The organism is Pandoraea sp. PE-S2T-3 (genome assembly GCF_002179965.1).
Lineage (GTDB): Bacteria > Pseudomonadota > Gammaproteobacteria > Burkholderiales > Burkholderiaceae > Pandoraea.
On record NZ_NGUQ01000015.1, the window covers coordinates 493,737 to 519,042 of the forward strand.

General features: G+C 62.9%; 19 protein-coding genes and 1 tRNA gene. 6 read left to right on the plus strand and 14 right to left on the minus strand.

Annotation, left to right across the window (positions count from 1 at the left end; all coding sequences use genetic code 11):
• Positions 1-13: 13 nt before the first annotated feature.
• From CDV46_RS14410 to fdnG, 8 genes are all read right to left on the minus strand, one after another.
• On the minus strand, positions 14-1,492 hold the full coding sequence (locus tag CDV46_RS14410; protein ID WP_254916057.1) for a DUF1254 domain-containing protein: 1,479 nt from the start codon (positions 1,490-1,492) through the stop codon (positions 14-16).
• 527 nt (positions 1,493-2,019) lie between these two features.
• A tRNA-Sec gene (locus tag CDV46_RS27140) sits at positions 2,020-2,115 on the minus strand.
• 92 nt (positions 2,116-2,207) lie between these two features.
• Positions 2,208-4,118: a selenocysteine-specific translation elongation factor gene (selB, locus tag CDV46_RS14420; RefSeq protein WP_087723188.1), complete on the minus strand. Its 1,911-nt coding sequence runs from the start codon at positions 4,116-4,118 to the stop codon at positions 2,208-2,210.
• On the minus strand, positions 4,115-5,545 hold the full coding sequence (gene selA / locus CDV46_RS14425; RefSeq protein ID WP_087723190.1) for an L-seryl-tRNA(Sec) selenium transferase: 1,431 nt from the start codon (positions 5,543-5,545) through the stop codon (positions 4,115-4,117). Before selA ends, selB begins: the two co-directional genes overlap by 4 nt.
• A 4-nt stretch (positions 5,546-5,549) precedes the next feature.
• The gene (fdhE, locus tag CDV46_RS14430; protein WP_140413369.1) at positions 5,550-6,599 is read right to left on the minus strand and encodes a formate dehydrogenase accessory protein FdhE; all 1,050 of its coding nucleotides are present in this window, start codon (positions 6,597-6,599) and stop codon (positions 5,550-5,552) included.
• 51 nt (positions 6,600-6,650) lie between these two features.
• Entirely contained in the window at positions 6,651-7,355 is a 705-nt protein-coding gene (locus tag CDV46_RS14435; RefSeq protein ID WP_249277532.1) for a formate dehydrogenase subunit gamma, read from the minus strand.
• 2 nt (positions 7,356-7,357) lie between these two features.
• Positions 7,358-8,311: a formate dehydrogenase subunit beta gene (fdxH, locus tag CDV46_RS14440; RefSeq protein WP_058379604.1), complete on the minus strand. Its 954-nt coding sequence runs from the start codon at positions 8,309-8,311 to the stop codon at positions 7,358-7,360.
• Between the two features lie 9 nt (positions 8,312-8,320).
• Positions 8,321-11,389 (minus strand): formate dehydrogenase-N subunit alpha, encoded by a 3,069-nt coding sequence (gene fdnG, locus CDV46_RS14445; RefSeq protein WP_140413365.1) that lies wholly within the window; start codon positions 11,387-11,389, stop codon positions 8,321-8,323.
• 259 nt (positions 11,390-11,648) lie between these two features.
• Here fdnG and CDV46_RS14455 point away from each other — a divergent pair, with 259 nt between their 5' ends.
• Genes CDV46_RS14455 through CDV46_RS14470 form a run of 4 tightly spaced genes read left to right on the plus strand, consistent with a single transcriptional unit; the run spans position 11,649 to position 15,265 of the window.
• Positions 11,649-12,272 (plus strand): paraquat-inducible protein A, encoded by a 624-nt coding sequence (locus CDV46_RS14455; protein ID WP_254916058.1) that lies wholly within the window; start codon positions 11,649-11,651, stop codon positions 12,270-12,272.
• Positions 12,269-12,913, plus strand: coding sequence for a paraquat-inducible protein A (locus tag CDV46_RS14460; protein ID WP_058379608.1), 645 nt, complete (start codon positions 12,269-12,271; stop codon positions 12,911-12,913). Before CDV46_RS14455 ends, CDV46_RS14460 begins: the two co-directional genes overlap by 4 nt.
• A complete protein-coding gene (locus CDV46_RS14465; protein ID WP_087688403.1) occupies positions 12,906-14,576 on the plus strand; it encodes a PqiB family protein in 1,671 nt (556 codons plus the stop codon). The genes CDV46_RS14460 and CDV46_RS14465 overlap by 8 nt, the downstream gene beginning before the upstream one ends.
• 35 nt (positions 14,577-14,611) lie before the next feature.
• A complete protein-coding gene (locus tag CDV46_RS14470; protein ID WP_176399086.1) occupies positions 14,612-15,265 on the plus strand; it encodes a PqiC family protein in 654 nt (217 codons plus the stop codon).
• 84 nt (positions 15,266-15,349) lie between these two features.
• Here the strand turns inward: CDV46_RS14470 and CDV46_RS14475 are convergent, their stop codons facing one another.
• Entirely contained in the window at positions 15,350-16,294 is a 945-nt protein-coding gene (locus CDV46_RS14475; RefSeq protein WP_087688405.1) for a succinylglutamate desuccinylase/aspartoacylase domain-containing protein, read from the minus strand.
• Positions 16,295-16,488: 194 nt separating this feature from the next.
• Between CDV46_RS14475 and CDV46_RS14480 the strand changes: the two genes are divergently transcribed.
• Entirely contained in the window at positions 16,489-17,736 is a 1,248-nt protein-coding gene (locus tag CDV46_RS14480) for an ABC transporter substrate-binding protein (protein ID WP_087723199.1), read from the plus strand.
• Between the two features lie 60 nt (positions 17,737-17,796).
• On the opposite strand, the gene mdtD is transcribed toward CDV46_RS14480, so the two are convergent.
• The 5 genes from mdtD to CDV46_RS14505 all read right to left on the minus strand — a co-directional run bounded on the left by mdtD (position 17,797) and on the right by CDV46_RS14505 (position 24,416).
• On the minus strand, positions 17,797-19,209 hold the full coding sequence (gene mdtD, locus CDV46_RS14485) for a multidrug transporter subunit MdtD (RefSeq protein ID WP_087688407.1): 1,413 nt from the start codon (positions 19,207-19,209) through the stop codon (positions 17,797-17,799).
• 122 nt (positions 19,210-19,331) lie between these two features.
• Positions 19,332-19,931, minus strand: coding sequence for a FlxA-like family protein (locus CDV46_RS14490; RefSeq protein WP_087723201.1), 600 nt, complete (start codon positions 19,929-19,931; stop codon positions 19,332-19,334).
• Between the two features lie 204 nt (positions 19,932-20,135).
• Entirely contained in the window at positions 20,136-22,001 is a 1,866-nt protein-coding gene (locus CDV46_RS14495; RefSeq protein WP_087723203.1) for a glycoside hydrolase family 15 protein, read from the minus strand.
• Between the two features lie 395 nt (positions 22,002-22,396).
• Positions 22,397-23,635, minus strand: coding sequence for a CaiB/BaiF CoA transferase family protein (locus CDV46_RS14500; RefSeq protein WP_087723205.1), 1,239 nt, complete (start codon positions 23,633-23,635; stop codon positions 22,397-22,399).
• 1 nt (position 23,636) lies between these two features.
• The gene (locus tag CDV46_RS14505; RefSeq protein ID WP_087723207.1) at positions 23,637-24,416 is read right to left on the minus strand and encodes an enoyl-CoA hydratase-related protein; all 780 of its coding nucleotides are present in this window, start codon (positions 24,414-24,416) and stop codon (positions 23,637-23,639) included.
• Positions 24,417-24,622: 206 nt separating this feature from the next.
• On the opposite strand from CDV46_RS14505, the gene CDV46_RS14510 reads away from it, so the two are divergent.
• Positions 24,623-25,297, plus strand: coding sequence for a GntR family transcriptional regulator (locus tag CDV46_RS14510; protein WP_087723209.1), 675 nt, complete (start codon positions 24,623-24,625; stop codon positions 25,295-25,297).
• The last annotated feature ends 9 nt before the right edge of the window (positions 25,298-25,306 follow it).

The following is a 25,306-nucleotide window of genomic DNA, read 5'->3' on the forward strand; positions in this document are numbered from 1 at the left end:
CAAAAATGAAGTGTCACTTGGTGGGTTGCAGATCCCCCGGCTTCCAGGTCTTGTCAAAGAACGCCTGGGTCGGCCCGTACAAACGCAAGATTACGAAGTAGCCCTTTCCCGGCAGGGTCTTCAGCCAGTTCTTGCCGGTGCCCGGTGCACTCGGGCCGAAATAGATATCGGTGCTGCCGTCGGCGTTCTGTGCGGGCTTATCCATCGTGTTGATCGAGGGGAAGGCCTGACCGTTATCGACGCCCGATGCTGTGATCGAATCGTAGATCGTGACGGACCAGAACAACGCGGCCGGAACGTCCTTGGGCAGACTCAGCTTGTAAGCTTTGCCGCCGGACAGAAACGCACCCTTCGCATCGACAAAGGTCGCGGGATACTTGGCGCCGACGTTGACCATCTCAACAGCCATGCCAGGGCTGGTGGAGTAGGCATTGGTGAAGAAACCCGTGCGTGCATCGATGTAGTTGAATGTTGGTGCGGTAAACGTGGCGTTGCCCGGGAAAACGTTGAGCCAGCGGCGATCCGGATACCAGGTGCCGTTCTCCACGATCGCCTGCGGCTCGTAGGAGATGGCGTGCCCCATCTTGGCGGCAGTTTTGGCGGCTTTGTCCAACAGGCTGCGCGTATGGGCGTCCGGTTTGAAGGGTTTGCCCTTTTCAATGCCGATGGCGGCAAGCATGCCGCGCATTTCCATATCGGCCGGATCGGCGTATTCGTTCTCGAAGAACTGAGCGAGCAGGTCGAACGCGCTTCCGTCCGTGGGATACAACATGTTGACCGGCACGCCTGAAGCGTTCGGGAACTGCATTGGCTTCGCTTCGGCCTGTTTGCCCAGTGGATAAATGCGCGTTTGCTCCATCACCTTGACGGGCTCGTCGAGTTGGGACGGATCTTTGAAGAAACCGCGCCAGAAAACGAATACGCCATAAGTGCGCGACCGCAGTACGAAATATCCCTGTGGGATCTCGCCCTTGTAATCTGGCGGCAGCACCAGATATTTTCCACCTTGCCCCTTGTCAGGACCGGGCAGGCCGACGTCGCCGCACCAGACACGCCCGTCGATCGGTCCCTCAGAACAAATCGGGCGCTGGAAGAAGTCGTCCAGAATCCCTTGTAGGCCTTTGGGCACTTCGATGACCATCGGGCCGTCCGCCTTGAGGTCGAGATACCCCATCGCGTAAATAACGTCCGAGTTCGGTGTGGTTACCAGCGTTTTAGCATTCAGCCGGTCTTTCCAGATGGGCAACACGTTGTAGCCCTTGCCGAACGTCTTCTCCGAACCGCGCTGCATACCCAACATGTTGAGTGCCGGCAGTGCCCAGATGTAGGCCTGCACGCCGCGCTGAAACGTGAGTTCATCCTTGAGTTGCGCGATCCCCTGCGCTGTCGGATACCCGCCATTGAATGGCAGATTGGCGAGTGCGTCGAAGCGCGAATCCGGCGCGGCCGCAAAAGCGGGAGATGTGGCCACCACGGTCAACGCAGCAAACACGGCCGTTGCTAGAAAACGCATGAGTACCCCCTTGAAGATACGGGGCGCCGCGCGCACCCGGTAGTATTCAAATCATTGAATTGCGCCCAGGTGCCAAGCCTCCGAAGGAGGTGTGTTCAGAAAATCTCGCTTATATATTTTATAAAAACAGTAATTAAAATTATTTTTATAATTAAAATTACTCAACGAGAAAACATCAAAACACATTAAAACAATATGCCCGACCAAATAATTAATCAGATCGGGAAAATAATCAATGTTGACGGCTGCTCCAAGAGCGGCTTGTCCTCCGTTACACCCAGTGAAAGCAAGCCACACGGATCGATTGCCAATACCAAATCACCAGCGCCTATCGCCCAGCCTGACGCCCAGTGCATCAGACACCGGCGCCATGCAGCCACCCCGCCGCCGGTGACGATGACGATAACGAAGGATTTCAGCTACGAGATTTGCGCGCGAAAGCGGGGACCGATAAGACTGACACGGCGGGCGATATCCGGCAGGCGCAGAAGCCGCTGAAAGTCTTATGGCGGAAAGCAGCAGGAGTCGAACCTACCTGGGAACGGCTGACGCCCCCAACCGGGTTTGAAGCCCGGCCGCATCACCGGATACGGATGCCTTCCTTCGTGTAACGAAATGATGGTCTGACGAGAACGTATCGATATCGCGTTGATCTCGATAAAAACGCCACGCGAAACCTCGCGTGGCGTTTTTGCTATGCCGTGCCCCAAACCACGCCGGGACGCCGCACATGCGTATCGCCAACGCGGCGAGTATAGCCCGCGCGGTCGAAGAATTCCAGAATCTGCACGGCCCGCTTGCGCCCTAAACCCGTCGCATCGCGGAACCCGCCGGCCTCTATCCGGCCATCGCCTTGCGCCACCAATTCGGCCAGCGCCTGCACGCAAGCATCGTCGTAGAACAAGTCTTTGACGATCTGATGCACCCGCCCCTGTCGCGCCAGTTTGCGCAGCACCGCGCGCACCCGCTCTTCCGGCGCGCTCACGTCGCGCCCGAGATCACGCACCCACGGCGGATCGAATCGGCCCTGCGCAATGCGCGGCAATAACGCCTCTGCCAACGCCGTCTCTTCCGCACTCATTTCCACACGGTGCGTCGGTAAATGCAGCCACGCGCCAGTACGTGTCAACGAACCGTCGGCCACCAGCGCCTGTACGATCGCGCGCCAACGCGTCGCTTCCAGCGCCGGCCACGTCATCCGTCCAAGACGCGCAGCATCAAGCCCCGGCTCATCGGCCAATCGCGCATGGTAGTCGCGCAACACGTCGAGTACGCGCGTGCGCATTGCCTCCCACGGCTGCGGCGCAAATGCCAACGACTCGCCGTCTGCCGCCGCCAGTACCACGGCATCCGACGGCCATTGCCACGTCGCCGACGACAACCCTGTCAGCGCCGTCACCTGTGCACTCGTCAGCCCCTGCGGGGACTGCGCCAGCAGCCCAGAGAGACCGTCGCCATCCAACGATCGCGCCATGGCATCGAGCCACGCCAACCGCGCCGCCGAACGCCGCTTCCGCTCCGGCCCCGCCGGATCGAGCACCCGACCGCCCCCGACGGTTGCCGTCGCCTGCGGATTGCGCACGATGAACCGGTCGCCCGGCATGGTGCACACCGGCGTGTCGAAGACCAGTTGCACACGCATCGTGCCGCCCGGCGCAAGCGTGTCGCCATCGAGAAGCACCGTACGCGCCTGCACGTGCGTCGTGCCCAGATGCACGTGCAGCGGAAACCATTGCGTCAGCGGCGCATTACCATCGAGCCAATGCAACTCGACGTCCACATGCGTGGAAGGTGCCGAGAGTCCCGGCGCGACGATCCAGTCCCCTCTGTTGATCTGATCGCGTTCCACGCCCGTCAGATTCAACGCGCAACGCTCCCCTGCCCGGCCAGCTTCGACGGCACGGTTCTGCGCATGAATGCTACGCACGCGTACCGGCAAGCCCTGCGGCATCAGCGTCAACGTGTCGCCCACGCGTACGGTGCCAGCAAACGCGGTGCCGGTGACCACCGTGCCGTGACCCGCCAGCGTGAATACCCGGTCGACGGCCAGACGAAACAACGCATCGTCACGGCGCGCCGCATTGCCCGCCGCCTTCAATGCCTGCGCCGCATGCGTCAATTGATCGCGCAGCACCGCGACGCCCGCATCGCCCGGCGTGGTCGCCGACACCGGCACGATCTCTGCGCCAGCCAACGGCGTGTTCGCAAGCCACTGCGTGATCTCGCGTTTGACCCTGCCCAATCGCGGAATATCGACCCGATCCGCCTTCGACAACACCACCACGCCCTGACGCACGCCCAACATCGTGAGAATCGCCAGATGCTCGCGCGTCTGCGGCATAACGCCGTCGTCCGCCGCGATGACCAGCAACGCGAAGTCGATGCCGACTGCGCCCGCCGCCATCGTATGAATCAACTTCTCGTGACCCGGGACATCGATGAAGCCGAGGACTTCACCATCGGGCAACGGCGTATACGCATAGCCCAGTTCGATGGAAATGCCGCGCGCCTTTTCTTCTTTCAGACGATCGGTGTCAACGCCGGTCAGGGCGCGCACCAGACTCGTCTTGCCGTGGTCGATATGACCCGCCGTGCCGACGATCATGCGCGCAACTCCGCGAATTGCAGCGTCAGGCACGCCTCGTCGCTCGCCTCAAGGCAGCGAAGATCGAGCCACAACGTCTGGTCGGAAATACGTCCGATGACCGGATACGGCAGCCCGCGCAACGCCGCCTCAAGCTTGGCCAGCGCGCGTCCGCTGCCGCGCTTGCCCCCACCCGCCGGGGCAATCGTCAACCCATAGCTAGGCAGTTGTTCGACAGGCAGCGCCCCGCTGCCGATCTGACTCACCATCGGTGCGGCGGCAACGGTATAGGCATCGCCCAGCGACTGCGCCAGCACCGGCGCAAGTCGCTCGGCCTGCGCGGCCATTTCGGCGCGCGTACGTGTGAGCAAACGCAGCGTCGTCAGGCGCTCGGGCAGATGTTCAGGATCACGATACAGACGCAGCACCGGCTCAAGCGCCGCCAGCGTGAGCTTGCCCACGCGCAACGCCCGCTTGAGCGGGTGCTTCTTGATTTTGGCGATGAGGTCCTTGCGGCCCACGATCATGCCGGCCTGCGGACCACCGAGCAGCTTGTCGCCTGAGAACGTGACCAAATCCGCACCGGCGGCGATCGTCTCCTGCACGGTGGTTTCGTGTGGCAGGCCCCATCGTTCGAGCGGCGTGAGCGTGCCGCTGCCCAGATCCACCGCGACCGGAATGCCATGCGGTTTCGCAATGGCAGCGACTTCCGCAACTTCCACACTCTTGGTGAAACCCGTCACTTCGTAGTTGCTGCAATGCACCTTCATCAGCAGCGCCGTCTTCTCACCGATGGCATTGCGATAATCCGCCGCGTGCGTGCGATTGGTCGTGCCGATCTCGACGAGCTTGGCGCCCGCGTGGGTCATGATGTCCGGAATACGGAACGCACCGCCAATCTCCACCAGCTCGCCACGCGACACGACCACTTCGCGCCGCTTGGCCAGCGTCGCCAACATCAGCAAGACCGCCGCCGCATTGTTGTTGACCACCGTGGCCGCTTCGCCGCCTGTGAGCTCGCAAAGCAGCGGCGAGATCAGATCGTCGCGATCGCCGCGGCCACCCGTTGCCAGATCGAACTCAAGATTGGCAGGCGACGTCAACGCCTGCATGACCGCATCGACCGCCGCTTCGGGCAGCAACGCGCGGCCAAGATTGGTGTGCAGCACCGTGCCCGTCAGGTTGAACACCGGACGCAACGTCGCACGATTGCGTGCGACCAACGTTCGCGCCACACGCGCGGCAAAGGCTTCGGGCGCCAACGCGTCGCGCGACAACGTCCCGGCAAGCGCTTCACCACGGCAAGCGTCCAGATCGGCACGCAACGTCGCAGTGACCTGCGTGCGTCCGAAGTCGGCGAGCGCGGCCTGAAAATCGGGCATGCCCAACAACCGGTCGAGCGACGGCAACTCTGCCGCGCCTACCGGCGCAAGATCGTCCTCGGCCATGTCGTTACTCCTCGGCGTTTTGCCAGAGCAACGGATTGCCGTTGGCGCGTGCGTAGCCCGCTTCGCCCATCAACACGTCGAGCGCCAGGCTCGCCAGATCGTCGGCAACCGGTTCCACGAACGGGTCTTTGTCCTGATAGAAAATCTTGCGGTAGCTGTGACAGTCGTCGCACGACTCGGCACGGCTGGGCGACGACGCCACGCGCTTGGCGGCTTCGTCGAGTTTGGGCCTGCCGGATTCCGTCAACTCGGGGGTCCCGGCGGCGGCGTCGGCAGCCTGCGCCGGGTGGGCAGCCTGCGCGAAAAGATCAGCCTTGGCGCTCGCCTCGCCCTGCTTGTCGACCACGTGATACGCCACGTGCTCGCTCGCTTCGCAATGCGTGCATTTCACGCGCACCATGTGCCATTCGGTCGAACACAGGCCACACGCGAGATAGCGATAGCCTTCGTGAGCGCCGCCGATGCGCACTACGCTCGCCACCGGCAGCGTGCCGCACACGGGGCAGATGTTCGGCACGTCGAGCATCGGCACTTCACCGGCATCGAACGTGCTTGCCACACCTGTCCACAGCACTTGCAGTGCCGCCATCAGGAACGGTGCACTCGCGGCATCCACGCCCTTGCCATGCCCGGCGAGCAGCGACTGTGCGGCCGTGTCCAGCGTGGCGGCGTCAGCATTGCGAATGCGATCGAGCACGCCGCGCACCGCCGGCGGCAAGTCGGCCTGTGCCGCCACGGCATCGAGCAACGGGGTGAGCAACGGCTTCCAGCGGCCGACTTCATAGCCGCTATTGGCCGGCACGAGCGGCATGCAATGCTGCTGCGCCTGCGCAATCGATTCCGCGGACGGACGCTCCGCCACAAAGTTCTCGATCTCGCTGCGCTGCGCATCGACCAGTGCGGCCATTAGCCGCAGGTAGTCGCCCAGCGGATGCCCCTCGGCAAGCTGACGCAAACGCGCCGCACGCGCCGAAAAAATTTCGGCGCGTTGCGGCATGCGAAGACGGGGGATGGCGGTGCGATCGAGGGACTCGATCTGTCCGGGTTGAAGGATGCGTTGCAAGGTGGCTGGCCTCGTAGGAGCGTCCAGCCACCGGGGCCGGACTTACTTGTTGAGCTGCTTGTACCAGGCGCGATGGTGTTTCCACGCCCAGCCGCGAGTCACGGTGCCACGTGTCATGGCACCCACGGACCCTTTGATCCAGATCGCCGCGTAGATGTGCGTAATGATGCCGCAAATCAATACGAATGCACACACCGCGTGCACGTCGGAGGCGAGCCGAATCACCCAGATCGGGAAGTAGAACGCGAAGTACGCGCGCCAGATCACGATCCCCGACGCGAGCAGGCCGAGCATGCACAGCACCATCACGTAGAAGAGCAGCTTTTGTCCGGCGTTGTAACGCCCGACTTCCGGCAGATTCTCCTCGCGATTGTTCAGCACATCGCCGATCTTCATCATCCACTCGCGGTCGCGCGACTCGAACTTGTTGTAGCGGGCAAGCCGCAGTGCGAGCCACACAAAACCGGCAAACATCACCAGTCCGACGAAGGGATGCAGAATCCGCGTCCACGGCCCGCCACCGAACAAATTGGTGAGCCAGAACATCGACGGATGGAACAGCGCCAGTCCGGACAGCGCGAGCAGGATGAACGTGCCCGCGACAATCCAGTGGTTGATGCGCTCCGCCGCGTTGTAACGCTGAATCAGATCGTCCTTCGGATGGTGCTGATGCCCCGTGTAGGACGGATATCCCTCATGGTCCGGCTGCCCCGGACGGACCTCACGTTCGCTAGGTTCTTGCGACATCGTCAGACCTCCTCGTGCGTGGCGACACCCTTCGGACCATTGCCGGGGTCATCGCCCTTGCGGGATGCATCGTACCGGCGGGCTTCCTCTTCATCCTCTTCGGTCGTCTCGTTCGGACCGGTCTTGATGTAGTGGAAGAAGCCGGCAATCGCGGTGAACGCCATCGCGGCCACGCCCAGCGGTTTCGCAATGCCCTTCCAGAACGTGACCATCGGGCTGATGCGCGGGTTATCCGGCAGGCCGTGGTACAGCGACGGCTTGTCGGCATGGTGCAGCACATACATCACGTGCGTGCCGCCCACCCCGGCCGGGTCGTACAACCCGGCATTGTCGAAGCCGCGTGACTTCAGGTCTTCGATGCGCTCTTCCGCCTGATCCTTCATGGCGTCTTTGGTGCCGAACATGATCGCGCCGGTCGGGCACGTCTTCACGCACGCCGGCTCAAGCCCCACGGACACACGGTCGGAACACAGCGTGCACTTGTACGCCTTGTGATCCTTCTGCGAGATGCGCGGAATATTGAACGGACACCCGGTGATGCAGTAGCCGCAGCCGATGCAGTTCTCTTCGTGAAAATCGACGATGCCGTTGGCGTACTGCACGATCGCCCCCGGCGACGGGCAGGCCTTCAGGCAGCCCGGGTCCTCGCAGTGCATGCAGCCGTCCTTGCGGATCAGCCACTCGAGGTCGCCCTTCGGGTTTTCGTACTCGGTGAAGCGCATGAGCGTCCACGAGTCCGCCGACAAGTCGCGCGGGTTGTCGTACACGCCCACGTTCTCGCCGACTTCGTCACGCAGATCGTTCCACTCCATGCATGCGGTCTGGCAAGCCTTGCAGCCGATGCACTTCGAGACGTCGATCAGTTTGGCGACGTCGCCCGTGTGCGATTCACGCACCGAGGGCGACGGCAGCGTGGTCGCCGAGCGCCGTTTGATATCAAGTGATTGCAATGCCATGGCGCCTCCCTATGCCTTCTCGACCTTCACCAGGAACGACTTCACTTCCGGTGTCTGCGAGTTACCGTCGCCGACGATCGGAGTGAGCGTGTTCGCAAGGAAGCCCGGTTTGGCGACCCCCTTGAAGCCCCAGTGAATCGGAATGCCCACGTGATGGACGGTCTTGCCGTCGATCTGGAGCGCCCGCAACCGCTTGGTCACTACCGCCTTGGCCTTGATAAAGCCTCGGTTCGATGACACCTTGACCGTATCGCCCGCCACCACCCCGACCTCCTTGGCCAGCGCTTCGCCAATTTCGACGAATTGCTCGGGCTGGATGATCGAGTTGAGCAACGCGTGCTTGGTCCAGTAGTGGAAGTGCTCGGTCAGACGATACGTCGTCGCCACATACGGGAATTTATCCGCAGTCCCCATCGTCGCCAGATCGTCCGGGAACACGCGAGCGCCCGGATTGCTGGTGACCTTGGGGTTCTTCGGATGCAACGGGTTGTAGCCCAGCGGCGTCTCGAACGGCTCGTAGTGCTCGGGGAACGGCCCTTCGGCCATGCCCGCCTTCGCGAAGAAGCGCGCCACGCCTTCGGGGTTCATGATGAACGGCCCCATACCGCCGGCCGGATCTTCATCCACCTTGAAGTCGGGCACGTCGGCGCCCACCCACGACTTGCCGTTCCACGAAATCAGCTTGTGCTTCGGGTTGAACGGTTTGCCGGCCACGTCGGCCGAGGCGCGGTTGTACAGAATGCGCCGGTTGGCAGGCCATGCCCACGCCCAGTTCAGCGTCTGGCCGATACCGGTCGGGTCGCTGTTGTCACGGCGTGCCATCTGGTTACCGGCCTGCGTCCACGAACCCGCGAAGATCCAGCAGCCCGATGACGTGCTGCCGTCGTCCTTCAACTCGGCAAAACCGGCCAACTGCTCGCCGGCCTTGCGCGTGACCTTGGTCGGGTCTTTCGGATCGACGATGTCCTTGAGCGCCTTGCCGTTGTATTCCTTGGCGATTTCTTCCGGCGACGGGCTCTCTGCCTGTGCATATGGCCACGAGAGATTGACGATCGGGTCGGGGTACTTGCCGCCCTGCGTCTTGTACATCTCGCGCAGGCGCAGGAACAGGCCCGACATGATCTCGATGTCGCTACGTGCCTCACCCGGCGGCTCGGCGCCCTTCCAGTGCCACTGCAACCAGCGCCCGGAGTTGACGAGCGCACCGTCTTCTTCCGCGAAACAGGTGGTCGGCAGACGGAACACCTCGGTCTGGATCTTGCTCGAATCGACGTTGTTGTGTTCGCCGAAGTTCTTCCAGAACTCGGACGTCTCGGTCGCGAGCGGGTCCATGATGACCAGGAACTTGAGCTGGGCCAGTGCGGAATCCCACTTGACCTTCGCCGGGGCCGCCGCGATCGGGTTGAAGCCCTGTGCGATGTAGCCGGTGATCTTGCCCTTGTTCATCAACTCCAGCACTTGCAACAGATCGTACGGCTTGTCGAGCTTGGGCAGATAGTCGTACGCCCAGTTGTTCTCGGCCGTGGCAGCATCGCCCCACCACGCCTTCATCAGGCTGACGTGGAACTTCGGGTAGTTCTGCCAGTAGCTGAGCTGGTTCGGACGCAGCGGCTTTTGCGTGCGGGCCGTCAGGTACTGATCGATAGACTGCTCGGCCTGCTTGGGCAACGACATGTAGCCCGGCAGCAAGTCGGTCATCAGCCCCAGATCGGTCAGCCCCTGAATGTTGGAGTGACCGCGCAGCGCGTTCATGCCGCCGCCCACCGCACCGATATTGCCCAGCAGCAACTGCACCATGGCACCGGTACGAATGATCTGCGAGCCGATCGAGTGCTGCGTCCATCCCAGTGCATACAGGATGGTCATCGTGCGCGTAGGCGTCGAGCACTCGGCAATCTGCTTGAAGATGTACTCGACCTTGTCGGCCGGCGTACCGCACACCCGCTCGACCATGTCGATCGTATAGCGCGAGTAGTGCTGCTTCATCAGTTGGAAGACCGTGCGCGGGTGTTGCAGCGTGGGGTCGGTGAGCACGAAGCCGTCCGCGCCCTTCTGGTAATCCCAGGAGCTGCGGTCGTAGGTGCGCTTCTCGGCGTTGTAGCCGGAGAAGAGCCCGTCTTCGAACTGGAACTCGTCTTTCACCAGGAAGGTGAAGTCGGTGTAGTTCTTGACGTATTCGTGTTGAATCTTGTCGTTCGTGAGCAGGTAGTTGATCAACCCGCCGAGGAAGACGATGTCCGTGCCGGTACGAATCGGGGCGTAATAATCCGCGACCGATGCCGAACGGTTGAAGCGCGGGTCAACGACGATCAGGCGCGCTTTGTTGTGCGCCTTCGCCTCGGTCACCCATTTGAAACCGCACGGGTGTGCCTCGGCTGCGTTGCCGCCCATGATGAGCACCAGATCCGCGTTCTTGATGTCGACCCAATGGTTCGTCATCGCTCCACGGCCAAACGTCGGGGCAAGACCTGCCACCGTCGGGCCATGTCAGACACGTGCCTGATTATCGAATCCCAGCATCCCGGTACTGCGGATGACTTTGTGAGTGAGATAACCGACTTCGTTGCTCGACGCCGACGCGGCCAGCATGCCGGTCGTGGTCCAGCGGTTGACCGTCATGCCGTCGTCGGTTTTCTCGACGAAATTGGCATCGCGGTCGGCCTTCATCAGCTTGGCGATGCGATCGAGCGCGTCGTCCCAGGAGATGCGTTCCCACTTGTCGGAACCGGGCTTGCGGTACTCGGGGTACTTGAGGCGGCTCGGACTATGGATGAAGTCGATCAGGCTGGCACCCTTCGGGCACAGTGTGCCGCGATTGACCGGGTGATCGGGATCGCCTTCGATGTGGAAAACGCTCTTCTTCGCGTTCTTTGCACCGTCGCCGTAGCTGTACATGAGAATGCCGCAAGCGACGGAACAGTACGGACAGGTGTTGCGGGTCTCGGTCGCACGCGCGAGCTTGAACTGGCGAACTTCGGCCAGCGCAGCGTCGGGTGCGAACCCGAGCATTGCCAGGCTGGACCCTGCCAGCGTTGCGCCACTCACTTTGAGGAACTGGCGCCTGGACATATTAAGCATGGGGGAATTCTCCTCAAATCTTTGGAAACTTTGCGGGAGTCTGTTGAGTATAGAGCAAAGTGTTCTGCGTTTTCCGTGACTTAGCACAAACCATGCCGAAAATGTCGTTGCAGTGCACAACGTGGGAACTTCCCCAACAATTTGGTATTCTGAGCGTCACTTTGGTCACCGTCCCCCGAAGGTAATGGATACATTGCCCCCTGTAGATGATGTGACGGACCTGATCGCGTGTCCCAATTGCGACACTCTGCACCGTCGCATGGATCTCCCGCCGCACGAGACTGCCCGCTGCGTACGCTGTCACTCGGTGCTCTATCGCTCTCCCGACCTTCGCCTGTCGCGCGTGCTCGCGCTCACGGTGACGTGTCTGATCGTCTTCGCCATTGCCAATGCGTTCCCGATCGTCGAGATCGAGGTGCAAGGCATCTATACCGAAACCACACTCATCGGCGCCGCCTGGGCGCTCTACCGCGAGGGCATGTGGCTGGTGGCCCTGCTCGTGTTCGCGACGACGGTATTGTTTCCCCTGTCGCAACTGCTCGCCCTCGTCCACCTGATCGCACCGCTCTCGGTCGGCCGCCGGCCGCGCGCCGTGTTTGCCGTGATGCGCGCGATCGAGTTCTGCCGTCCGTGGGGCATGATCGAAGTCTTCATGCTCGGCGTGCTGGTGTCGCTGGTGAAGCTCTCGGCCATGGCCAGCGTGTTGCCGGGCATTGCGCTCTGGGCCTTTTGTGCGCTCACCGTATTTCTCGCGATGGTGCTCTCGTACGACCTGCGCAATCTATGGCAGTTGATCGACCGCACGCCGGACCCTGTCGCCCAAGATGCCCGCGCCAAGGCCATTGACCGTGCCCGCAACGAACGCGGGACGGTGCCCCGATGAAGTATCTCACGGCGAAAGCGGCCGGGTTGGTGGCCTGCCACGTCTGCGGCCGGCTCGCACGCGAAGTCAAAACGGTGGAAAAGGAGCGCTGCCCACGCTGCGGCGCGGTGCTGCACCAGCGCAAGGTCGACAGTCTGGCGCGCACCTGGGCCTTGCTGATCGCGGCAGCCATCCTGTACATTCCCGCCAACCTCCTGCCCATGATGCAGACGCGCTCGCTGCTGGGTAACTCCAGCGACACCATCATGAGCGGCGTGATCTATTTCTGGACCAGCGGCGAATACGATCTGGCCATCGTGGTCTTCACGGCCAGTATTCTGGTGCCCATGCTCAAGCTCATTGCGCTGTCGCTGCTGTGCTTCACGGCGCAGCGCGGTGCCCGCTGGAAACCGCATCAACGCACGAAGCTCTATCACATGGTCGAATTCATCGGCCGCTGGTCGATGCTCGATGTTTTCGTCGTGGCACTGATGGTCGCGCTCGTGAATATCCAGTCACTGGCCGTGATTCAAGCCGGCCCCGGCATCGTGGCCTTCGGCTCGGTGGTGGTGCTGACCATGCTGGCCTCCATGCAGTTCGACCCGCGCCTGATCTGGGACCAGATCCGCGACGACGACACCGAACAGGACGACCATGACTGACCCGAAAGACGAGAAAAACAACAGCGACGCGAAGCAACCGCCGGCCGGTGCCGACGATTTGCCCACGCCCGCCATCGAGCGGCGCAAGCGCTGGGCCCCGTCGCTCGTCTGGCTGATTCCGCTCGTCGCCGCCGTGATCGGGCTCTCGCTGGTGGCCAAAGTCATCGTCGAGCGCGGCCCGACGGTCACCATCGACTTCAAGACGGCCGAAGGCCTCGAAGCCGGCAAGACCAAGGTCAAGTTCAAGGAAGTCGACATCGGCACGGTGAAGAACATCGAGCTCTCCGATGACCTCTCGTATGTGCGCGTGACGGTCGATCTCACGAAGAACGCCAAGCGCTTCGCCGTCAAGGATTCGCGCTGGTGGGTGGTGCGTCCGCGCGTGGCCGGTGGCAGCGTCTCGGGCCTTTCCACGCTGCTCTCGGGCGCTTACATCGGTGCCGATGCCGGCAAGACGAAAGACACGGCGGATCACTTCGTCGGTCTCGAAGTGCCGCCGGTCGTGTCGAGCGGTCAGCCCGGCAAGCCGTTCATTCTGCACGCCGCCGATATCGGCTCGCTCGACATCGGCTCACCAATTTACTATCGCCGCATTCAGGTCGGGCAGGTCGAAGCCTATTCGCTCGATGCCGATGGCAAGGGCGTCACGCTGCGCGTCTTCGTGCAGGCGCCTTACGATCAATATGTGGGCACCAACACGCGCTTCTGGCATGCGAGCGGCATCGATCTGCGACTCGATTCGAGCGGCTTCCAAGTGAATACGCAGTCGCTCGCGTCGGTCGTCATCGGCGGCATCGCCTTCCAGGCACCGTCGGATGCCGGCGCTGGCGTCATGGCCAAACCGGGGCAGGAATTCCGCCTCGCGCCGGACGAATCGACCGCCATGAAGGCGCCCGACACGCATCCGGTGCGCGTGGTGTTCCGCTTCCAGCAATCGCTGCGAGGTCTGGCGGTGGGCGCGCCGATTGACTTCCGGGGCATCACGCTCGGCGAAGTCACTTCCATCGGCGTGGAATTCGATCAGGCCACCAAGCGCATCGCCATGCCGGTGACGGTCGAGCTGTATCCGGATCGCTTGCGCCGTCGCGACGCGAAGAACAACCTGCCGCAGAACGAGCTGGCGAGCCATCAGATTCTCAACGCGCTGGTGGCGCGCGGCCTGCGCGGCCAGTTGCGCACGGGCAACCTGCTCACCGGCCAGTTGTACGTGGCGCTCGACTTCTTCCCGAATGTCGCGCCAGCCAAGGCCGAGGATGTCGACGGCATACTCGTGCTGCCGACCGTGCCCAACACGCTCGACCAGTTGCAGCTTCAGATTGCCGACATCGCCGGCAAGCTCGACAAGATTCCGTTCGACACCATCGGACAGAATCTCAACTCGTCGCTGGCCAAGCTCGACAAGACGCTCGACAGCGTGCAGGGGCTGTTCAAGCAACTCGATACCGAGATCGCGCCGGAAGCCAAGGCAACGCTGGGCGAAGCGAAGAAGAGTTTCGGTGCCGCCGAGCGCACGCTGTCCGAAGACGCCCCGGTGCAGCAGGATGTGCGTCAGGCCATGCAGGAACTGACCAAGACGCTGCGCTCGCTCAACACGCTCGCCGACTATCTGCAACAGCACCCAGAAGCGCTGCTGCGCGGCAAACCGAAGGATCCGCAACCATGATGAGGCCGACCGATATGTTCCGTAGCTCCCGAAGCATGTTGGGTCGCCGCGCCGTTGCGTCGGCTGCCACCGCAACGACGGTTGGGCTGGTGCTGGCGATGGCGGGTTGTGCGTCGCCAACGCCGAGTTTCTACACGCTCGCGGGCGCAGGTGGCGCTTCAAATACGGCCAACACGGCCAGTACGGGCAATGTAGGGACCAACGCGCCCGCGACGCCGTATGCCATCGAAGTGTCGCCGGTGGCCGTACCCGAGCAGGTCGACCGCCCGCAGATCGTGGTGACCAAGGGCGGCGGACAAGTCGATATTCTGGAAGCTTCGCGCTGGGCGGCACCGCTCAAGAACGAGCTGACGTCGACGATCTCGCGCGGCTTGACGCAACGTCTTGGCGCGATGGATGTGTATGGGTTGCCGCGCGCTGACGGCGTGACGGTGTATCGCCTGTCTACGTCGGTGCAACGTTTCGAGTCGGCGCCCGGCGAACAGGCTGCGCTCACCGCCGTCTGGACGGTGCGCCGTGTGCCGGGCGACGTGGTGCTGACGTGCCGTTTCAACGGCACGGAGCCCGCATCGGGCGGCATTCCTGAAGTGGTCGCCGCGCAGCGCAAGCTGGTCGGCCAACTGACGGACAGCATCGGCCGCGCCATCGCGACCAGTGCGCAAGGAACGACGCCTCGCTGCGACGGGTAACACCGCCGAAGCACGTTCGAACTGAATTGCCGGGCATCGGCAACATCCGCTGCCCGGCAACAGCATCAACGCTTCACGCGTCGCTCAGACGCGCTCGCGCGCCAGATACATCGCTTCACGGCCCACGATGGGCTCACGCGTCGGCATGATGACCGTACAGCCATCGAAAGGCGCGACAATTTGCTTGTCGCCGTCCGTCGCCACCAGTTCATCTTTGCCGAACACTTCGAACCCGATGACCGGGCGCGCGAAGCGAAACTCCGGCGTCTGCACCACGTGCGTCTCCACCAGTTCGAAACGGCGTCGCGCACTCGGCTGCGGCTCAGCGTCGCCTGCCTCACTCGCTTCAATGAGCCCGAAGTGCGTGAGGAATTTGGTCGCGGCGGCAATGGCCACTGCGGCACTGGAAGGCTTGAAGTGTTGCCCGCACTCGATCACGACGGCAGCGCCCGCCGTTGAGGCAGCTTCGCCAAATCGCCCGAACTGGATCAACGGCGTGCCCGACCCAAGCCCCTTCGGCATGATCAGATGCAAGCCGCACACGTCGATGGCTTCGGCCAGCGTGCTGTTGCGTTGCGCATCCGGGTACACCCAGAACGGCGGGACATCGAGCGACGTCGAGTGAATATCCAGCACGTGATCTGCCGCGTCCACGAACGGGGCCAGTTCTCGCATGCGCCGGATTTCCGGGCTGTCCGATTCCCCCTGCAAATACTCGTCGGACCAGATCCGGTTCAGGTTGTGCACCAGTTGACGGCTCGCGAAGGGTTTCGATTCGTCAAAGCTTTCGTAGGCTTCGACGTTGGCGAAAAGCAACGTCAACTTGCCTCGCGCCGGGCGCACGCCCCGGTCCAGCAAATGCGTCACGGCATGCATGCCGCAAAACTCGTTGCCATGCACGAGCGAACTGATCAGCAAATGCGGCCCGGGCAGCCCCGAATCGAAATGATGAACGTAGTCGGTGCCCGTGTTCCCCGCCTTGTAGGCGGAGATGTCTCGATACATTGCCTTGCTGTTTTGTGTGTCCATGGTGACCAGAGTGCCCGACGAATCGACGGCATTATAGGGCGCAATAGGGCTCGGCCGGGCATCGCACCCGCCTTGCAATGCCTAGAAAATTTACGGATTGCGCAATCGATTACGAGATGTTTAAGATATTCCAGACCTTGCCGGCATCACGACGGTGCAGCGGGTCGACATAACTCGAATATCGGAGACAAGCCATGCCCACCCCTATCCGGCGCGCGATTGCGTGTGCCGCCTCTGCGCTCGCCCTCGGCGCATTCACCGCCGGCTTCGCCCCGGCCGCTCACGCAGCAGCCATTTCCGACGGCGTCGTCAAGATCGGCGTGCTCACCGACCTGTCGGGCGTGTCGAGCGACAACGCAGGCAAAGGCAGCGTGCTCGCCGCCACCATGGCTATCGACGACTTTGCCAAGGACCACAAGGTACTCGGCGCGCCCATCGAACTCGTCTCGGCCGACTCGCAAGGCAAGACCGACACGGGTGCGACCATCGCGCGCGAGTGGTACGACCGCGACAAGGTCGACATGATCACCGACCTCACCTTCTCGAACGTCGCCCTCGCCGTCGACCGCATCGCCGACGAGAAGAAAAAGATCGCCCTCGTCACGGGCGCCGGTTCGTCGGCCATCAGCAACGAGCAGTGCACGGCGCATAGCGTGCAATGGATGTACGACACCTACGCGCTGGCCAACTCCACATCGCAGGCACTGCTGCGCCGCGGCCTGAAGTCGTGGTACTTCATCACCGCCGACTACGCGTTCGGTCAGGCACTGGAAAAAGACGCCAGCGAAATCCTCACGCGTCAGGGAGGCAAGGTCGTCGGCTCGGTCAAGCACCCGGTCAACTCCCCCGATATGTCATCGTACCTGCTGCGCGCACAAACCTCGGGCGCTCAGGTCATCGCACTGGCCAACTCGGGCACCGACACGCTCAACACGGTCAAGCAGGCGTCGCAGTTCAACATGATTCAGGGCAGCAAACAGGTCTTCACGCCACTGCTCTCGCTCATTACCGAAGTGCACGGCATGGGCCTGAAGAATGCCCAAGGCATGATTCTGACCAACGGCTATTACTGGGATCAGGACGACCGTTCGCGCGGCTTCGCGCAGCGCTTCTACGCGCAGCACAAGAAGATGCCGACGATGATGCAGGCAGCCGTCTATTCGGCGGTGCTCAACTATCTGAAAGCGGTTCAGGCGGCCGGCACCGACGAAGCAGACGCCGTGATGGCCAAGCTCAAGACGATGAAGATAGACGATCCGGTGATTCGCAACGGGCATATCCGTGCAGACGGCAAGCTCGTGCACGACATGCTGCTCGTGCAGGTCAAGACGCCCGCAGAGTCGAAGGGGGACTGGGATCTTTACAAGATTCTCGAAACGATTCCGGCCGACAAGGCATTCGCGCCACTGGCCGAATCGAAGTGCTCGCTCGTGAAGAAGTAAGCCCGGCGTGACGCACGGGCAGTCATCGCTGTAGTGACTGCCCGAGTACTGCGCTATCGGTTACTGCCCTGCCACACCGGCGACTGCCGGACGCTGCTCTTCCACCCGGCGGAACACCAACGCCGAGGCCAGCGTAATCAGGCCGACGCACACGAACGTCATCCTGAAGCCAGCTACGGTGCCGCCCATGCCGAGTTCGCCCGCCTCGCCCGCCAGATGGCCGAAGAGCGCCAGCAGTTGACCGCCGATGGTCACCCCCAGCCCTAGTGCGAGCATCTGCGCCATGGAGAACAGGCCGTTGCCCGCGCTGGCGCGACGCGCGCCGAGATCCTTGAGCGTCACACTGTTCATGGCTGCAAACTGCATCGAGCCCGCGCCGCCGAACACAGCCAGTTGCACAATGCCCAGCCACATCGGCCAGCCCGGCCCGAACAGCGCGAAGCTGGCAATCGAGCCGCCCACCACTGCCGTGTTGACCATCAGGAAGCGCGTGTAGCCGTAGCGCTTGACCAGCGGCGTGACCATCCGTTTGACGACGATCCCGGCGAGCGCCATGGGCAACATCGTCAGGCCCGAGATGAGCGGGCTGTAGCCCATGCCGACCTGCAACAACAGCGGCATCAAGAACGGCACCGCGCTGCTGCCGATCCGTGCGACGAGATTGCCGAGCAGTCCCAGACTGAAGCTGCGTGTCTCGAAGAGCTCCAGCGGAAACAGCGGCGCAGCGCTTCGGCGCGCGTAGGGCCAGTAGCCGACGGTCGTCGCCACACACAGCAGCGCCAAGGCCACCGACGGTGCCCATCCCGCTTGCGGGAACGGATGATCGAGCGCCAGCGTGAACGACACCATGGCCACCGACAGCATGGCAAAGCCAATCCAGTCGAAGCCGGTCTCGATCACATCTTCCTTGGCGGGTCGCGGCAGATAGCGCCGTACGGCCAGACTGCCGACGACGCCGATGGGCACGTTGATCAGGAAGATCCAGTGCCACGACGACACCTCGACCAGCCAGCCGCCCAGCACCGGGCCCATCATCGGACCGACCTGCCCGGCAATCGATACAAACGCCAGCGCGGCGAGATATTGCTCGGCGGGAAAGGTCCGCAGCACGGCCAGCCGGCCGATCGGCAGCAGCATCGAGCCGCCCGCGCCTTGCAGCACGCGCGCCACGACCAACTGTGGCAGCGTGTGCGCCATGGCGCAGCAGATCGAGCCCAATACGAAGAGAAGAATGGCGACGAAGTACACGCGGCGCGTGCCGAAGCGGTCGGCAAGCCAGCCCGACGCGGGCGTGAGCATGGCCATCGTGAGGGAATAGGCGACCACCACGGGCTGCATGCGCAGCGGGTTCTCGCCGAGGCTGGCGGCCATGGCCGGCAACGCCGTATTGACGATGGTGCCGTCGAGCGCCTGCATGAAAAAGCCCGCCGCAACGATCCACAACAGGGCGGTGAGTGACTTGTCTTGCTTCATGCGGCGAGGGGAGAAGGCTGGGACGGCACGCAAGAAGGCCGTGCCGTCTCAAGAATTAAGCGAAAGCCGAATTCTATCGCGCCAAATCTCCCGGGGACAGGGGAAAGGACAGGGAACGTCTGTCAGGCCGTGGTGTTGACGCGCGTGCCGGTGGTCTTGCTCGGGTCCATCAGCGTCTGGATCTGTGCGCGAATCGTCATCGCCTGTGCGGACAGCGTCTGCACTTCCGCCATCTTTTCTTCCGGCGGGATCGAGTCGTTGTTGCGCACGGCTTCGAGCTGCGCCATGACCTTGGCCAGCATGTCCTTGAGCTTCTGAATGGTCTGCTCGACGATGCCGTTGGCGGCAGGGCCCGCATTGCCCGCACCGCCCGCCGCGCCTGCCCCGCCAGCTGCCGCCCCGCCGATCGCCTTCGCGGCATCGCTCGCATCGCGCACGGACTTCACCATATCGGTGTCGATCTTGCGCGAACTCGTACCGTTATTGTTGGCATCGGGCGTGGTGGTGGACGCCGCTGTCGTCGCCGTGCTGCCGTCGGCGGGCTTTGCCGCCTTGTCAGACGTACCCGATGCATTCGCCGTAGCGGCCGTCCCGGCCTTCTGTCCGGCGACGTTTCCGCCGCCCGCCGCCTGCGCCTTTTCGGCCTGTTGCGACTGGATGTGGGCTTGCCAGACGTCGAGCAGGCTGGAAGTCGAGCTGTTCTTGACCGCGATGATAGTCATGGAGAGGGGGGCGCTCCGCAAGGAAAGATGGTAAGGATTCGAAAGTTATTACGGCATCCTTTGCGAATACCTTTAGCAATTCGTTATTCCCCTGCGAGATTTGGCAGTGCGCGCCAATCTCCGCCCGCATGCCGCCTGCATACCCCATACATGACCCGGGCCCGTGCGAACACGGGCCCGGCAAGGGTTAAGAGAGGTTTCGGATCAGGCGCGGACCGCCCGATACCCCACATGCTCGTAATGCGCCTCGTCGGCGGCGTCCTCGGCGTCGTTATCCGCCCGGTCGTCCTCGGTGAGTGCTTCGAGCCGAATCGCAGCATGCACCAGCGCGATGTGCGAAAAAGCCTGCGGGAAGTTGCCGACCTGACGCTTGTGGTGCGTGTCGTACTCCTCAGCAAGTAACCCGACGTCATTGCGCAACGACAGCAGTCGCTCGAACAACTTGCGCGCGTCACCCTGACGGCCCAGCATCACCAGACAATCGACCATCCAGAAGCTGCACGCCAAAAACGCACCCTCGCCCGCCGGCAAGCCGTCGTCGACGCGACTGGTGCGGTAGCGCTGCACCAACCCGTCTCGCATCAACTCGCGCTCGACCGCCTCGACCGTCCCGATGACACGCGGGTCGTCCGGCGGCAGAAAACCCACCAGCGGAATCATCAGGGCACTGGCGTCCATCTCGTCGGAGCCATACGCCTGCATGAACGCGTTGCGTGTCTTGTCGAAGCCATGCGTGCAGACGTCCGTGTGAATCTCCTGACATAACTTGCGCCAGTGATCGACCGGCCCCGGCAGATTGAAACGCTGCGCCGACTTGATCGCGCGGTCGAACGCGACCCACGCCATCACCTTCGAGTAAGTGAAATGCTGGCGCCCGCCACGCACTTCCCAGATGCCTTCGTCGGGCTTGCGCCAGACCGTCTCGAGATGCGCGACCAGCTTGGTCTGCACCTCCCATGTCGCGTCGTCCGGCGTCAGACCGCCAAGGCGCGCCTGATGCAGCGCGTCCATAACTTCGCCGTAGACGTCGAGCTGAAGCTGGCCGACCGCGCCGTTGCCCACGCGCACGGGTTTCGCGCCCTCGTAGCCCGGCAGCCAGTCGACTTCCCACTCCGGCAGCCGCCGCTCGCCGGACAGTCCGTACATGATCTGCACCTGCGACGGCGCGCCCGCGACGGCGCGCACCAGCCAATCACTCCAGTCGTTGGCTTCCGTGTAATAGCCGCCGAGCATGAGCGCCTGCAACGTCAGCGTGGCGTCCCTGAGCCAGCAATAGCGGTAGTCCCAGTTACGTTCGCCCCCCAGTTGCTCGGGCAGTGACGTCGTGGGCGCGGCCACCACGCCGCCCGTCGGCACGAACGTCAGCGCCTTGAGCGTGATGAGCGAACGGCGGATCGCGTCGGTCCAGCGGCCATCCAGTTGGCAGCGGCCCGCCCACGTGCGCCAGTAGCGCTCGGTATCGGTGAGCGCCGCCAGCGGGTCGATTTCGCGCGGATCGGCGTGATGCGAGGCCACCCGCGACAACACGAATGGCACGGTCTCGCCCGCCTTCACCTGAAAAGTGGCCCGCAGACTGCCCGGCACATCCTGAATGGGGACCGGCGTGCGCAATACCACCTTGTCAGGCCCGGCGATCAGGCGCATGCCCGGTCCGGTGGCGTCGTCCTTGTCCAGCGGGCGAGCCCACGGCACCGATGCGCCGTAGTCGAAGCGCAGAATCAGTTCCATCGACATGGTGATCGTGCCGTGGATCCCCTTGACCAGCCGCACCAGATCGGCCGCGCCATCGCGCAATGGCATGAAATCGATGATCGACACGCAGCCTTCGCACGTTTCAAAACGTGTTTCCAGAATCAGGGTGTCGTCGTGATAGCGGCGTGTGACGGTGGCCTTGGGATCGTCGGGGGCGAGTTTCCAATGACCGTGCTCGGGACCGCCGAGCAACGCCGCAAAGCAGGCGGGAGAATCGAAATATGGCCAGCAGAGCCAGTCGATCGAACCGTCGCGCGCGACCAGCGCAGCGCTTCGGCAGTCGCCAATCATGGCGTAGTCTTCGATGCGTGCCGGCATGCTCACCTCGCGAACGTCGATACGTGAAGCCCAATGGTACGCGCGTCGTTCTCGCGCGACCACCCTCCTGCAAAACGGCCGTTACATCGCCTGCGCCGCTCATGAAACCCGTTGCCAGCCCTGCTCAACTGCATGCGATCAGTCATCCCTTCCCTCCTTACGGCCGTGCCGTGTGGTGAGGTTCGTCGGTGGCCCGTGTTGCGCCAATGAATGTCCGGCTAACGATCAATTCACAATCCGTTAATGACCGACCGGCCCATCCGAGGGAAGTTCGGATCAATTTTCAACGCGGCGCGAATTAGCGCCGTTATTCCACTTCATGAAAAAAACGCCGGGCACCTCGGCGGTGCACGGCGTTTCTGATGACTTCAGGACTTTCTGCGTGACCTCAAATATCACGCTGCGGTGGCGCGCTCCGCCGCCAACGCATGAATCGCGCCTTGCGCCAGCAGGTCACGGATTTGCGCGGCGTCATAGCCATATTCCCCGAGCACATCGAGCGTGTGTTCGCCCAGCCTCGGTGCGGGGCCGCCGGTCTGCTTGGGCGTTTCCGAGAACCGGATCGGCAGCCCGATGCTGCGCGTAGGCCCGTCGAGCGGATGCACGGTCTCCACGACCATCTCGCGCGCGACGATCTGCGGATGCACAGCGGCCTCGGAGATCGGCAGCACCGGCCCGACGGGCAGCCCGACGGCGTCGAGCCGTTCGACCCACGCCTGCGTCGTGTCGCGCATCAGATATGCCGTAATCCGCTCAACGAGTTCGGCACGATTCGCCGTGCGGCCAGCGTTCGTAGCGAAGCGCGGATCGCCCGCGATCTCGGGCGCATCTAGCACTTGCAACAGCCGCTCGTAGTTGGCCTGATTCGCCGCACCGATATTGATCCAGCCGTCTTTCGTGCGAAACGCCTGATACGGCGTGCTGGTCGGATTGGCCGAGCCGAGTTTCGGCGGATTCTCGCCACTCGCGAAGAAGTTGGCGGCCGCCCAGTACATCTGCTGAAACCCCGCCTCAAGCAGCGACGTGTCGACAACTTGCCCCTGCCCCGTGCGCAACCGGTGTGCATACGCGGCCGAAATACCGAGCGCCGCCAGAATGCCTGCATTGATGTCGGCAATCGGCGAACCCGCCTTGATTGGGGCCTGCCCCGGTTCGCCCGTCACGCTCATCAGGCCCGAAAGGCCCTGCGCGATCAGATCGAAACCGCCCTTGTCGGCATAAGGCCCCGTGCGGCCATAACCGGAGATTGCGCAATAGATCAGCGCCGGGTTCGCCTCGCGCAGCGTCTCGTAGCCGAGGCCCAGTTTCTCCATCGTGCCTTTGCGATAGTTCTCGGTGACGACGTCGGCAGTGGCCAGCATCTTGCGCAACACCGCCTTGCCGCCTTCGGTCTTCAGATTGAGCGCAATGCCGCGCTTGTGGCGGTTGAGCATCATGAACGACGCCGATTCGCCATGCGCGAGGATGGGCGCGAAGCGGCGCGCGTCGTCGCCTTCCATCTTCTCGACCTTGATGACGTCGGCGCCCATGTCGGCCAGCATCATGCCGCACACGGGGCCCGACATGATGTGCGACAACTCGATCACCTTCACGCCCTGCAACGGGCCACCCTTGGGTTGAACGGTCTCGGTCATCTCAGCGTCCCTCGAACACCGGGGCCGTCTTCGCGAGAAACGCGCGATAGCCCGCTTTAAAATCGGCCGTGCCGAAACACGCAAAGCCCTCGTCGATCTGTGCCGGCGTCAGCGGCTTGCCGCTCGCCAATTCACGCACAAACCGCTTGTGCCAGCGCGCCACCAGCGGGGCACCGGCAGCGATGCGCTCCGCACTGGCGAGGGCTTCTTCCGTCACCTTCGCATCAGCGACCACGCGGGTGACGAGGCCGATGCGCTGCGCCTCCTGTGCATCGAAAATTCGCCCTTCCAGCAAGATTTCGAGCGCACGCGTGGGCCCGAGCAGGCGCACCAAGCCCGACAACTCCGCATGCGCCATGACCAGCCCAAGCTTGTTGATCGGCGCGCCAAAGCGGCTCGACTCGCCACAAATGCGCACGTCGCACGACGCGGCGATTTCCATGCCGCCGCCCACGCAAATGCCGTGAATCATGGCCACGAGCGGCACCGGGCAATTGGCCAGCGCATCGAGCGTTCTGTGCATCAACGCGCCGTATGCCCGGGCCTGTTCCACATTGGCACGATCGGTCTCGAACTCGGCGATGTCGTTGCCGGGCGCAAACGACTTTTCGCCCGCACCTCGCAGCACGATGCAGCGCACGCCGGGCGCCTCGGACAGCGCAAGAATCGCGTCGCCCAACGCCTGCCACATCGGCTTGGTCAGCGCGTTGAGTTTCTCGGGACGGTTGAGCGTCACCAGCGCCACTGCGCCGCGTTGCTCGGTCAGAACGGTCGATGTCACATTGCCTCCTTCTTACGCTGGCTCGCACCCCATGTGCCGCAGCCTTTTTGGTATACCAATTTTTGTTAACGATAGAAGTATTGGCGTAGAACTGGCAAGTGATAACCGTATAAATCAGGGTTAACGTGTGATTTACCACCCTAAGCGATTGACGGAACACTTCACCCCAATCAGAATTGGCATTCCATTTTAGAAATCACCGGCTCATGGACACGTCAGCATCGCTCAACGCCACCGCTTACGAAGCGCTCAAGGCGCGCATCGTCAGCGGCGAACTCCGCCCGGGCGCGCCGCTGTCCGAGCGGGCGCTGTGCGACGAACTCGCGGTATCGCGCACACCGCTGCGCGAAGCGCTCAAACGGCTGGCGAACGAAGGACTGGTGGAAATCTCGGAGACGCGCCGGGCCCGCGTGGCGCGCGTGAGCGTCGACGAGGTGGTGAATCTGCTCGCGGTGATGGCGGTGTTGGAGGGGCTGTCAGGCGAACAGGCCTGCGAGAAGGCGACGGAGGCCGATCTCGATGAACTCGCCCGCCTGCAAGTCGAGATGGAAGCAGCCTTTGCGCGCATGGATCATGAGGCGTATTTCTCGCTCAATCAGCAGATTCACCTGAGCATCTTGCGCATCGCCGATAACAGTCCACTGGCGGAATACTTCCACAATCTGAACGCGCGGCTACGGCATGTGCGTGAGCGTCTGACGCCCACGCCCGAGCGCTGGCGGCAAGCCGTGGACGAGCACGCGGAAATGCTCTCGCTCATGCGCCGGCGCGACAGCAAGCGGCTGCGCGCGCTCATGGAGACGCACCTGCGCAGCAAGACCGACGCCTACGTCGCGGCCATGCTCAATGAAGGACTGGTGAGTATGAGTCGCGCGGCATGAGTACGAGCC